Origin of the sequence: Oceanobacillus picturae, from assembly GCF_000612865.1 — a bacterium.
GTDB classification, from domain to species: Bacteria; Bacillota; Bacilli; order Bacillales; family Amphibacillaceae; genus Oceanobacillus_B; species Oceanobacillus_B jordanicus.
The window spans coordinates 135,028-146,999 of the sequence record NZ_CCAX010000003.1 but is presented as its reverse complement, the minus strand read 5'-3'; the positions used below and the strand labels follow the sequence as shown (position 1 = coordinate 146,999).

Genomic DNA, 11,972 nt, shown 5'->3' with positions numbered 1-11,972 from the left:
GAGAACAATGAGAATGAAATTAAATAAAAGTTTCGTGCTAATGGGCATTTTATTTTTAGTTTTATTGCTTGCAGCTTGTGGAGGAAACGAAGATAGTGAGAATGCTTCGGAGGACGGAAGCAACGAAGAAACGCAGGAAGGACAAGCTCGTACTCTTACCGATGCAGCAGGAAATGAAGTAGAGATACCTGCCAATCCGGAAAACGTTATCGCCTCCTACTTAGAGGATTATTTAGTAGCACTTGATATTACACCTGTTGCGCAATGGTCCGTTCGTGATGGAGAAGATGTGCAGGACTATTTACAGGATGACCTTGGCGACGTTCCAACTATACCAAGTGACCTTCCATACGAGGCCGTGGCAAGCTTTGAACCCGACTTACTTATTATGGATTCAGCAGAAATGGTAGAAGGAAATAAATATGACCAGTATTCTAAGATAGCACCAACTTATGTAGTAGGAAATGAGCAAAATAATGAGTGGCGTGCTGAGCTTGAAGAAGTAGCAAAAGTGTTCGGAGAAGAAGACAAGGCTGAACAAGTACTAGCAGAATATGAAGAAAAGGCAGCGAGTGCCAAAGAAGAAATCAATGCTGCTATCGGTTCTGACTCTGCCGTAGCCCTTTGGTTATTTAGTGATACTTTTTACATTGTAAATGAAAATCTCTCTAGTGGGGATGTGCTTTACAATGATTTAGGAATAACTACACCGAACGTCGTGAAAGAAATTTCCGGAGATTCGGTTCAAAACTGGTCTGAAATCTCCTTGGAAAAATTGGCTGAATTAGATGCAGATCACATTTTTCTAGCTAACGATGACAGTGAGAGTGGATCGAAAATGCTTGAGGATCCAATCTGGCAAAATATCCCTGCAGTAAAAAAAGGGAATATTTATGAATTCTCTGGGGATTCAGCTTGGCTTTATACTGGACCTATCGCCAACTCTCAAATCATTGATGATGTACTCGAAAGTGTAAAAGAATAAGCACAAAAAAACACCTAGACTCCGTTTCGCTGAGCCAAGGTGTTTTTTTGTGCATGAATTTACTAATGTCTGAAAAATGATTGAACAGATATGCTACTATATGAATATCTAACATGATTGACACCTATTGCTTGGCAACATAACATTCCAAGGAAGGGAAGGTATGTACATTGTATGAGCAGAAAACAAAGGAAAACGAGGCAAGTGTAGTGGAGTTTATTGAACAGATAGAAAACACTAGAAAACGAGAAGACGCATACAAGCTTTTAGAGATTTTTACGGAAACCTCAGGATATCCACCTAAGATGTGGGGAGCTAGTATAATTGGGTTTGGGTCATACCACTACAAATATAAAACCGGTCATCAGGGGGATGCAATGCTTGTAGGCTTTTCACCTCGAAAGGCAAATTTTAGTCTGTATTTTGCTACCGGTGACACAGAAAGAGAAGCATTGCTAAAAAAGATTGGTAAGCATAAGTCCGGGAAATCCTGTGTGTATATTAATAAGTTGGACGATATAGATGTATCGGTCTTAAAAGAGCTCATCACACAGTCTATTACCTTTCTTAAAAAAACATATTCAGTAGAATAATTTCCCTAAAGGTGCCCTCAAATGGGCACCTTTTACGTTTGAATAAAGAAAGGCTTTGCGTAGAAGGTAGAACAATGAAACAAATGTCAAAGTTTGTAGAGGCACGGATTTCTGTAGCGTTTTCGTATGGACAATATTTTTAACTGTAGTTGCGAAGTCGTTACGAAATTTAAAGCGTTTAACCATTTCCGCTATATGACGGAAAATCAATGTGTTCAGTTGAAAGCGCTTTTAAAATATACTTGATGTAGTAGAAAAACAAGGAGGAACCAACATGAAGAATATAATGCTAGCATGTTCAGCAGGAATGTCTACAAGCTTACTCGTTTCCAAAATGGAAGAGAAGGCTGCAGAGAAAGGAATAGAAGTAAACATTTGGGCAGTTGCACAGGACAAAGTGGTGAAAGAAGTCGAAAAAGCAGATGTGCTGCTAATCGGACCGCAGATGCGATTTATGAAAAAGAAGTACACGGTAGTTGCAGAGGAACACGGCATCCCGCTTGATGTGATTGACCCAATCGCATATGGGAGAGTGGATGGGGAAGCTGTCCTCAATAAGGCCTTAGAGTTAATGGAGAATTAACAGATGAAGAGGGGGAACGATCATGAATAGTAAGTTCATGAATTTTTTAGAGAACATGTTATTGCCAATTGCAGATAAGCTAAATAATAATCGTTATTTGTCTGCCTTAAGAGATGGATTTATGGTTGCATTACCATTAATCATTTTTGGTTCTATCTTTGTCGTAATTGCTAACTTTCCTTTTCTGGATAAGATGATCAGTGAGGAAGCATTTACTGCATATCAAAACGCGCTCGGTCCGGCATCTGCAGCGACCTTAAGTATTATGGGTGTCTTTGTAATGATAGGTATTGGTTATAAACTGACGGAACACTACGGTGGAGAAGCCATCTATGGTGGCGTTGTAGCATTAGCCGCATTCTTAATTATGACACCACAGGTTCTGGATGGGGTATCTGGTGTTATTCCTACCTCCGTTCTTGGGGCAGAAGGAATGTTTCTAGGTATTTTTACAGCGTTTATATCAGCAGAATTATATCGCTATTTTGTAAAAAAAGATTGGACTATTAAAATGCCAGCGGGTGTCCCTGGTGCTGTGTCCAGGTCGTTTAGTGCCTTAATTCCGATAACGTTAACCTTAACGGTATTCTTGTTAATCCGTATCATATTTAGTTATACAGGCTTTGAGACAGTACAGAACTTTATTTATAGTGTTATTCAACAGCCATTGACTGTACTTGGAAGCGGTCTACCTGCAACGATCATAGCGGTTTTATTAATTCAGGTCTTCTGGTTTTTCGGACTGCATGGTCAAATTATTGTCAACTCCGTATTTGATCCGATTTGGTATGCGCTTAATGATCAAAACCTTTCAGCATTTCAGGCAGGTACGGAATTACCGAATATTATAACCAAGCAATTTATAGATTCGTTTTTGGTAGGGATGGGCGGATCTGGTATGACGCTTGCAGTAATTATTTTAATCTTTATGATTGGAAAGAGTAGACAATTAAAAGAGCTAGGAAAACTCGGGGCGCCAGCAGGATTATTTAATGTGAATGAACCAATTATTTTTGGATTGCCAATTATTATGAATCCATTAATCTTAATTCCATGGTTGGTTGCACCTGTAGTAGTAACACTTATCACTTACTTTGCAATGTATTCAGGCATTGTGCCACCACCAGCTGGTGTTATTGTTCCATGGACGACACCTCCTATATTAAATGGATTCCTAGCCACAGGAAATGCCTGGCAGGGCGGTGTGTTACAAGCCTTTAATTTACTCGTAGTAATTGTCATATGGTGGCCATTCTTAAAGATTTTGGATAAAAACTATTACGAGACAGAAAGAAAAGAAGCTAGCTAAGTAGGCTTCTAGATTATTTCAAAAAAGTAAACGTGTAACGATAATAATAGACTTTCGAGGTGGATAGCTTGTGGAGACAACAACAGAAATTGCTTTTCAAATAATATTATTTGCTGGAAATGGAAAATCCAACGTTATGGAAGCAATCCAGGAGGCAAAAAAGGGAGATTTTGCTGAGGCAGATCGATTGGTAGAAGAAGCTGGGGAAGAGTTAGGGAAAGCCCATTCTTATCAAACACAACTCCTACAAAAAGAAGCAAATGGAGAAGAGAACTTAATCAACGTAATGTTAATTCATTCACAGGACCACTTAATGACTGCAATGACTGTTCGAGATCTTGCGATTGAAATTATTGAAATTTACCGGAATAAGTAATAAGGCATCAAGTGCAGTAGGAGGAATAAAAAATGACAAAACAAACGAAATATACATTCCCTAAAGATTTCTGGTGGGGAAGTGCAACGTCTGCTACCCAGATAGAAGGAGCCGCAGATGAAGGTGGAAGAGGTAAGAATATTTGGGACCATTGGTTTGAAACAGAAGAAAATCGTTTCTTTGAAGGTGTGGGACCCGAGCAAACATCTGATTTCTACCACCGTTACAAAGAGGATATTGCCCTAATGAAGGAAATTGGCCATAATACGTTTCGCTTTTCGATATCCTGGTCCCGCCTCATTCCTGGTGGACGGGGAGAGGTCAATAAGGAGGCAGTAGCGTTTTATAATGCGGTAATTGATGAATTGTTAGATAATGATATTGAACCGTTTATAAATCTCTATCATTTTGACATGCCTTATGAATTGCAAGAAGAGGGCGGTTGGGAAAGTCGCGAGGTAGTGGAAGCATATGTGAACTATGCTATGGAATGTTTCCAGCTGTTTGGCGACCGTGTGAATACTTGGTTCACCTTTAATGAACCAATTGTGCCAGTTGAGGGCGGTTATTTATATGATTTTCATTACCCAAATATTGTCGATGCTAAAAAGGCTGTTCAGGTTGCATACCATACGATAATTGCCCACGCTAAAGCGGTAGAAGTATTTCATGGTTTACCAGGACAAAAGGGGAAGATAGGTATTATTTTGAACTTAACTCCTTCATACCCAAGAAGCCAACATCCTGCAGACTTAAAGGCATCCCGAATTGCCGACTTGTTCTTTAATCGTAGTTTTTTAGATCCTGCTGTATTAGGGAAATATCCTGAGGAATTAATTGAGCTTCTAGGAGAACATGGGCAATTGCCAGAAACACTGCCCGGGGATAAAGAGTTAATAAGCGCCAATATAGTAGACCTCTTAGGCGTTAATTATTATCAGCCACGACGTGTCAAAGCGAAGGAGAATGAACCGAATAAAGAGGCACCGTTTATGCCGGATTGGTTCTTTGATCTATACGAAATGCCTGGAAGAAAAATGAATAAATATCGTGGGTGGGAGATCTATGAAAAAGGCATCTACGATATTATGATAAACTTAAAAGAAAATTATGGGAATATTGAGTCGTTTATATCAGAAAATGGTATGGGAGTGCAAAATGAGGAACGCTTTATCGAGGGCGGTGAGATTCAAGATGATTACCGTATTGAATTTATTCGAGAGCATCTGAAATGGCTGCACAGGGCAATAGAAGAGGGTTGTAATGCTAAAGGCTACCACCTTTGGACTTTTATGGATAACTGGTCTTGGATGAATGCATACAAAAATAGATATGGCTTCTTCTCCATAGATCTTGAAACGATGGAAAGAGCACCGAAAAAGAGTGCAAGGTGGTTCAAGGATATATCTATAAATAACGGGTTTTAAACAGATGTATTGCCACATTTGCACACTGGGAATGTAAGAGGGCCGTTAACTTTTTAGGTATACATGAAGAAATAATGCACGTGTGTAGAGGAGAGTCATGATCATGAACTCCAGAATGAAAGTGATATTAAAGGAGCTTATGCAGTCGGAAACGTATGTAACTGGTAAGTATCTTGCAAATATTAATAAAGTAAGTACTCGAACCACCAGGGACGATATTCGAAACCTAAATATAGAACTGGCAGATTACGGCGCTCTAGTGGAATCTATAATGAGCAAAGGATATAAATTAGTTATAAAGGATGAACAGCTCTTTCGGAATTTCTTGACTGAGATGTCAGAGTATTTGTACATGAGGGATGATGTACACCCACAGACACCGAAAGAGCGTGTCCACTTTATTATGGTTCGATTACTGCTTGAAGAACTTTATATTAAGCTTGAAGATTTGGCAGAAGAATTGTTTGTCAGCAAATCAACAGTTCAAAATGACTTAAAGGATGTCAAAAGAATTTTGCGTGCTTATGACATTACCCTCTATTCCCGCCCAAACCATGGATTGATGATAAAAGGGGACGAAGTAAAGGTCAGGTTTTGTATTGCCGAAATTATGTTTAACCGTACGCAAGGGGACGGGTTTAATTACCTGGACCCTCTATTTTCCTTTTTGACGAAGGCAGAACTTGATACAATTCAAGACATTATTTTAACACAGATTAAAGCACATTCTATTACGTTATCTGATATTGCCATACAAAATCTTGTCGTACATATCGCGATCGCTTATGAACGAATTAGGAGCGGTAACCATGTTACATTGTACAGATTGGATGCACAACAAATTGAGGAACAAACAGAATACGTTGTGGCTCACAATATTGTAGATAGTATTCAAAAGACATTTCTAATCACTTTCCCGCAAGAGGAGACAGCGTATATCGCCATCCATTTGCTAGGAACCAAGATGCTTACCTTTGATGCGAAGGGAGATAGGCTGGAGCAGGTAATGGAAGCAGAGATTCTAGAAACTGTGACCAATATGCTTGAAAAAGTAGAAAGTGAATTAAGTCTGGGTGTGAAGGATGATCAAGAGTTGGTCATGGCATTATGTCTACATTTAAAGCCAGCGATTAATCGGTATAAATACGGCATGAATATTCGCAACCCTATGCTTGCCGATATAAAAAGGAATTACCCACTTGCTTTTGAAGCAGGGATATTAGCAGGATTAGTGATCGAACAACATACCGAAACGAAAATAAATGAAAATGAAATAGGCTATCTAGCACTTCATATAGGAGCCGCCATTGAAAGGAGAAAAATCACCACAGGTCCATTAAGGTGCCTGGTTGTTTGTGCGTCAGGGCTGGGGACAGCACAATTAATTTATTACCGGTTAAAAAACCGATTTGGAGAAAGTTTGGATGTTGTAGGCACAACAGAGTATTACAAATTGAAAAAGCGGTCTTTAGAAGGTATTGACTTTATTATTAGCTCCATCCCAATTAGAGAGGAATTTCCAATTCCAATATTGGAGGTAAACGCAGTATTGAGTAGTAACGACATGGAAAAGGTTGATCGATTTTTGGCAAAAGAGCAAAACAATACATCTAGGTTGTTTAAGCGAGACCTAATGTTTCTGAACATGGATTTCAAATCTAGAGAAGAAACAATGACGTATATTGCTGAACAACTAAAACAGCGGTCTCTTGTAGAAGAGACATTCCTTTCATCTATTTATAAAAGAGAGGAAGTAGCACCAACCTCGTATGGGAATCTGGTCGCCATTCCGCATCCAATAACACCGCAATCATCCCAAACGTTCTTAGCAGTATGTACCTTACAGGAACCGATAGAATGGAAAGGAAAGCAGGTCCAATTTGTTTGTGTACTCTGTGTGAAAAAGAATAGCCAGGAGGACCTGCAATTTATGTATGAAGCGTTGGGAGAAATTGTAGCAAGCAGGCCACTTGTGGAAAAATTAATCAGTGCGAAAAATTATGATGAATTTATGAACCAACTTGTAAGGGAATCACAATTTTAAATGACCCCCACTTAACGAACGTTTGAAGTGGGGGATTCCTACCTTCGTAACCGAAAGTTATGTTATTAGGCTATCCCTGCGTCCCCGCAGTTAGAAGTCGTAACACTTCGTTTCTAAGATTCAAGCTAACCAATAAAAAAATCTATTCGAATAGAATAGATTTTTTTATTTTGCCATTAGATGGGATAATAAAACCTAGAATGTCTTGTAATACATGAGGTATTAGGTAAACCTAATAGTGGACTACCTTTTCTATTCATGATATATTTATATTGAATTAAGAATATATTAATTAAATATAAAAGAATATATAGGAGGTATGGATGGTGAACGAATTAAAAGGAATCCACCATGTTACAGCAATTACGAGTAGTGCAGAAAAAAATTATGAGTTTTTTACGTATGTACTTGGAATGCGACTTGTTAAAAAGACAGTGAACCAGGATGATATTCAAACATACCATTTATTCTTCGCAGACGATAAGGGAAGTGCGGGAACGGACATGACCTTTTTTGACTTTCCTGGTATCCCCAAAGGGAGCCATGGCACGAATGAAATCTTTAAAACGTCTTTCCGTGTTCCAGATGATGCCGCACTAGATTATTGGGTGAAACGATTTGATCGCCTTGAAGTAAAGCATTCGGGAATTAAGGAGCAATTTGGTAAAAAAACGTTATCTTTCGTTGATTTTGATGACCAGCAATACCAACTAATCTCTGATGAACATAATGAGGGAGTAGCTTCAGGTACACCTTGGCAAAATGGACCGGTACCACTAGAGCATGCCATTACTGGCCTTGGCCCTATCTTTGTTCGCATTGCTAATCTAGATTACTTTAAAGAGGTGCTAGAAAAAGTACTACAATTTAGAGAAGTTAACAGTGAAGGCGCATTTCACTTATTTGAAGTCGGTGAAGGAGGCAATGGTGCACAGGTAGTTGTAGAGTATAACCCTGTTCTGCCAAACGCAATTCAAGGCTTTGGAACAGTACATCATGCAGCCTTCCGTGTAGAAGATCGTAATGTACTTGAAGAATGGATTAAACGCATGGGTGACTTTGGTTTTCAAACATCCGGTTATGTGAACAGACACTTTTTCGAATCACTCTATGCTAGAGTAGCACCACAAATTCTATTTGAGTTTGCGACAGATGGACCTGGATTCATGGGGGATGAGCCATACGAAACATTAGGTGAAAAACTATCACTTCCTCCATTTCTAGAGCCGCAAAGGGAAGAAATAGAAAAAATGGTACGTCCGATCGATACTGTTAGAAGTACCAAGGATCTCACAAAAGAATAGTATGTAGAAAACCTGCCAGCAGCGAAACTTGCGTTGACAGGTTTTTCTATTACTGGTTTTAAAACCACAGGCTCTGCCTGTGTGAGAATTCAACTTGTAGAGTTGTAACAGAAAAAAACTCCTTTCGGTATAATAGAGTTGGCCGTCAAACCGACTCTATATACAGAAAGGAGATCTACTCATGTCGAGTGACAATAGTTTATCACACACCCGATGGAATTGTAAGTATCACATAGTCTTTATACCCAAGTATAGAAGGAAAGTAATTTATGGCAAATTAAGAAGAGACATCGGGGTGATCTTAAGGCGTTTATGTGAGATGAAAGATGTAGAAATTATCGAGGCTCATGCCATGCCCGACCACATCCATATGCTGGTGAAAATACCACCAAAGATGTCAGTATCTTACTTTATGGGATACTTAAAAGGTAAAAGCTCTTTAATGATTCACGACAGAGATGCAAACCTAAAGTACAATCATGGGAACCGCACATTTTGGGCAAAAGGTTACTATGTCAGTACAGTGGGGCTCAATCAAAAAACGGTGGCAAAGTACATTCGTGAACAGGAATCTGAGGATAGACTAAGAGACAACATGAGTAAACGTGAATATGTCGACCCATTTAAAAAATAGATAGGAATATAAACGGTTGACGGTCAATTTCGAAGCCCCTTTAGGGGCCTCGTTGGTAAAGTGCCCTTATAGGGCGAAACTAAAACCGCCCGTTTTACGGGCGGATAGTTACTTTTAAGCATTACAAATCATAATAATGTTTCCATCAGGATCCTTTACAGTGAAAAAAGCCAGATCATCATACCGTCCTATTGGCGAATCAACGTGGTAGCCTAGTTCTTTTACAAAAGAATAAGCATTTTCAATTTCATCCGTATGGAAATTGAATGTCGGATGTTTCGACGGATACACTTGCTTCTTCTCTCCTCGGGGCCCAGCGTCTAATAGTAGACCAGTATAATGATTGATATTCATTTTGTAAATTGGTTCTATCACTTCTTCTGCTACATATGTTTGTCCAAGTAGGCGACAATACCATTCCACGGACGTAAGTAAGTCACTAACATGGACAAACACTGTGTTCATTTGATTTTTAATTGGACTCTTCATTGCTTTACACTCCTCCTTTAAGTAACTGTACGTTTCTCAACTTTCGTATGGTATCTAATCTTAACTTTGGGTGCCCTTTTTGTATTGGTTCATATAAATGTATTCTTTACCACGACTACTTTTCCTGCATTTTTCTTTCTATCCGGAATAAAATATAGGGGAAATTTATTTGCCGATACAGCAGGAAATTACAATAGAGAAGATGAATAAGATAAGTGTGATTATAAAGAAAAGGAACGTAGAGGAGGAAGTAATATTACTAAAAATCAGGAGTTTTTTAGAAAAATAAATAATGCTTTTATGACGGGTGATGTGGACACAATCTTTGCAAATATTTCAGAGGATATTGTTTGGAATATGGTAGGGAGTAATGCTCTGAAAGGGAAGGACGCCGTAAAAAAAGAAATGGAGCCAATGAGGGGTTTTGAAACAGCCCATCAAACAAAGCAGATCATTACACATGGGAAAACGGCTGTTATTGAAGGAACAATGGCAATGGAGGAAGAGGGTGTTCATAAGAAGTACGCTTTTTGTGACATCTATAAGTTGGACAAGCATAAAGATGGGAAAATAATTGAAATCACAGCATATTTAATTGAAGTAGAGTAAGGGGCTGGGAGAATGAATTCAATTCTTTTTATTCACAGTGCGGGTCCACAGGAAGGTCGAGAAGGTAGTCAGTTGCTGGCCCATTATTTGAAAAAGGAATGTGTTAACACGCATAATATTATTCACCCAGCAATGCCATCACCTTTGGATCCTTATTATGCAGAGTGGAGGAAAGTGATTCGGAGAACACTAGATTTAGTGGAAGGAGAAGTTACTTTAATTGGCCATTCATTAGGAGGCTCTGTATTGCTTAAATTTTTGGCTGAAGAAGAAGTAAACATACCGATAAACAAACTGATTTCCATTGCCGCACCCTTTTGGGGTATTAATAAAGAATGGCAACGAAAAGATTTTATCCTCCATTCCAATATATCAGAAAAAAATCCAGACGTTCCTAATATTTTCTTTCTTCATAGTAAACTGGATGCAATCGTCCCAATTGAACATATGCAACGTTATTCAAAGCACTTTCCTCAGGCTAAATTTATTGAACTTGAAGGTGATGCTCACTTGTTTACAGATGGATTGCCTATGTTAGTGGAGTTGCTAAAAGAGGTATAAAATATGACCTTTTGCCCTAAGGTTTGACTGTTATATTAGTGCCTCTCATTTATTCCTGCTTCTCATATGAATGCTAAGGGTGACCGGCGAAGTCAAAGTTGTTCCTGTATTTTCTGAGTGATAAAATAAAAGAAGTTGGTCTTTCTCTGTTGGGGGGAGACCGTTTCTTAATGGAGGGAATAACTGATGAAGCTTATCGCAATTGATTTAGATGGAACACTTCTTTCCAGTAACGGCACAATTAGTGAAGGAAATGTAAAAGCTATTAAGTCAGCACAGGAGGAAGGTCATGTCGTTGCTATCTCCTCTGGGAGGTCATTGCATGACACGCGGGAAATAATGCGACGTGCTGATATTACATGTCCTATTATTACAGGGAATGGCGCAAAATCGTACCATGCAGAGGAATATATCCATAATTTATACTTTTCCGATCAGGTGCTTGATTCTATGATGGACGTTTTAATTGATAGTGGTCTGTATTTCGAAATTTATACGAAAGACGGGATTTTGGTCGAGGAAAATGGAAGAGAGCAGCTTGAGCAAGAAATTAGAGACCTTGGTGAGGATGATCCAAGTTGGGCTGAAAAGGTCGTAGAAATACAGTACCAACAGTATGGTTTGCAGTATGTCCCACAATACACGGACATTGACTTTGCCGGCAAACAAGTTTACAAGCTTTTTGTCATGTCTTTTCAGAAAGATGAATTAGAGAAACTTCGAGATCATATTGCTGAAAGAACAGATATTTCGATCACAACCTCAGGCAGGCAAAAGCTTGAAATTGGGCATCCGGAAGCAAGTAAGGGACATGCTTTAGAGCTCATCGCTGATTATTTTTCTGTGCCGTTGGAGAACACGGTAGCAATTGGGGATAACTTTAATGATCTTTCCATGTTTGAAAAAGCTGGCATAAGTATCGCAATGGGGAATGCGGAAGCGGAAGTAAAACAGCGGTGTACTTATGTAACAGGGGATCATGATGAAGATGGTGTGGCAGAAGCATTTAGGAAATATATTTTAAATTCGTAAGGGGAGGAGGACAGTTCGTATCTGTC

The 11,972-nt window shown here is 39.0% G+C and carries 13 protein-coding genes; 12 read left to right on the top strand and 1 reads right to left on the bottom strand.

The features are described from left to right. Positions 1–13 precede the first annotated feature (13 nt). From BN988_RS15165 to tnpA, 9 genes are all read left to right on the top strand, one after another. On the top strand, positions 14–985 hold the full coding sequence (locus BN988_RS15165; protein WP_315970425.1) for an iron-hydroxamate ABC transporter substrate-binding protein: 972 nt from the start codon (positions 14–16) through the stop codon (positions 983–985). 170 nt (positions 986–1,155) lie between these two features. Further along, positions 1,156–1,578 (top strand): DUF1801 domain-containing protein, encoded by a 423-nt coding sequence (locus tag BN988_RS15160; protein WP_036577784.1) that lies wholly within the window; start codon positions 1,156–1,158, stop codon positions 1,576–1,578. Positions 1,579–1,852: 274 nt separating this feature from the next. Then, on the top strand, positions 1,853–2,161 hold the full coding sequence (locus tag BN988_RS15155; protein ID WP_036577782.1) for a PTS sugar transporter subunit IIB: 309 nt from the start codon (positions 1,853–1,855) through the stop codon (positions 2,159–2,161). 22 nt (positions 2,162–2,183) lie between these two features. Next, the gene (celB, locus tag BN988_RS15150) at positions 2,184–3,470 is read left to right on the top strand and encodes a PTS cellobiose transporter subunit IIC (RefSeq protein WP_036577781.1); all 1,287 of its coding nucleotides are present in this window, start codon (positions 2,184–2,186) and stop codon (positions 3,468–3,470) included. A 70-nt stretch (positions 3,471–3,540) separates the two neighbouring features. Further along, positions 3,541–3,846 (top strand): PTS lactose/cellobiose transporter subunit IIA, encoded by a 306-nt coding sequence (locus BN988_RS15145; RefSeq protein WP_036577779.1) that lies wholly within the window; start codon positions 3,541–3,543, stop codon positions 3,844–3,846. 32 nt (positions 3,847–3,878) lie between these two features. Next, positions 3,879–5,273 carry a glycoside hydrolase family 1 protein gene (locus tag BN988_RS15140; RefSeq protein WP_036577777.1) on the top strand — a complete coding sequence of 465 codons (1,395 nt, stop codon included), beginning with the start codon at positions 3,879–3,881 and terminating at the stop codon, positions 5,271–5,273. A gap of 103 nt (positions 5,274–5,376) precedes the next feature. After that, entirely contained in the window at positions 5,377–7,317 is a 1,941-nt protein-coding gene (locus BN988_RS15135; protein WP_051558024.1) for a BglG family transcription antiterminator, read from the top strand. Positions 7,318–7,643: 326 nt separating this feature from the next. After that, positions 7,644–8,621 (top strand): ring-cleaving dioxygenase, encoded by a 978-nt coding sequence (locus BN988_RS15130; RefSeq protein WP_036578268.1) that lies wholly within the window; start codon positions 7,644–7,646, stop codon positions 8,619–8,621. Between the two features lie 181 nt (positions 8,622–8,802). Then, positions 8,803–9,255 carry an IS200/IS605 family transposase gene (gene tnpA / locus BN988_RS15125; RefSeq protein WP_036577776.1) on the top strand — a complete coding sequence of 151 codons (453 nt, stop codon included), beginning with the start codon at positions 8,803–8,805 and terminating at the stop codon, positions 9,253–9,255. Positions 9,256–9,369: 114 nt separating this feature from the next. Here the strand turns inward: tnpA and BN988_RS15120 are convergent, their stop codons facing one another. Beyond that, positions 9,370–9,744, bottom strand: coding sequence for a VOC family protein (locus BN988_RS15120; RefSeq protein ID WP_036577775.1), 375 nt, complete (start codon positions 9,742–9,744; stop codon positions 9,370–9,372). A gap of 255 nt (positions 9,745–9,999) precedes the next feature. Here BN988_RS15120 and BN988_RS15115 point away from each other — a divergent pair, with 255 nt between their 5' ends. The 3 genes from BN988_RS15115 (at position 10,000) to BN988_RS15105 (ending at position 11,946) form a co-directional block, all read left to right on the top strand. Further along, positions 10,000–10,353: a nuclear transport factor 2 family protein gene (locus BN988_RS15115; protein ID WP_036577774.1), complete on the top strand. Its 354-nt coding sequence runs from the start codon at positions 10,000–10,002 to the stop codon at positions 10,351–10,353. Positions 10,354–10,365: 12 nt separating this feature from the next. Beyond that, positions 10,366–10,914 (top strand): alpha/beta hydrolase, encoded by a 549-nt coding sequence (locus BN988_RS15110; RefSeq protein ID WP_036577772.1) that lies wholly within the window; start codon positions 10,366–10,368, stop codon positions 10,912–10,914. A 186-nt stretch (positions 10,915–11,100) separates the two neighbouring features. Next, the gene (locus BN988_RS15105; protein ID WP_036577771.1) at positions 11,101–11,946 is read left to right on the top strand and encodes a Cof-type HAD-IIB family hydrolase; all 846 of its coding nucleotides are present in this window, start codon (positions 11,101–11,103) and stop codon (positions 11,944–11,946) included. Positions 11,947–11,972 lie beyond the last annotated feature (26 nt).

What these genes read in the sequence shown, in the direction of transcription:
- BN988_RS15135 (WP_051558024.1), top strand. Translation starts at nt 5,377, where the DNA reads ATGAACTCCAGAATGAAAGTGATATTAAAGGAGCTTATGCAGTCGGAA.
- tnpA (WP_036577776.1), top strand. Translation starts at nt 8,803, where the DNA reads ATGTCGAGTGACAATAGTTTATCACACACCCGATGGAATTGTAAGTAT.
- BN988_RS15140 (WP_036577777.1), top strand. Translation starts at nt 3,879, where the DNA reads ATGACAAAACAAACGAAATATACATTCCCTAAAGATTTCTGGTGGGGA.
- celB (WP_036577781.1), top strand. Translation starts at nt 2,184, where the DNA reads ATGAATAGTAAGTTCATGAATTTTTTAGAGAACATGTTATTGCCAATT.
- BN988_RS15110 (WP_036577772.1), top strand. Translation starts at nt 10,366, where the DNA reads ATGAATTCAATTCTTTTTATTCACAGTGCGGGTCCACAGGAAGGTCGA.
- BN988_RS15105 (WP_036577771.1), top strand. Translation starts at nt 11,101, where the DNA reads ATGAAGCTTATCGCAATTGATTTAGATGGAACACTTCTTTCCAGTAAC.
- BN988_RS15165 (WP_315970425.1), top strand. Translation starts at nt 14, where the DNA reads ATGAAATTAAATAAAAGTTTCGTGCTAATGGGCATTTTATTTTTAGTT.
- BN988_RS15120 (WP_036577775.1), bottom strand. Translation starts at nt 9,744, where the DNA reads ATGAAGAGTCCAATTAAAAATCAAATGAACACAGTGTTTGTCCATGTT.
- BN988_RS15155 (WP_036577782.1), top strand. Translation starts at nt 1,853, where the DNA reads ATGAAGAATATAATGCTAGCATGTTCAGCAGGAATGTCTACAAGCTTA.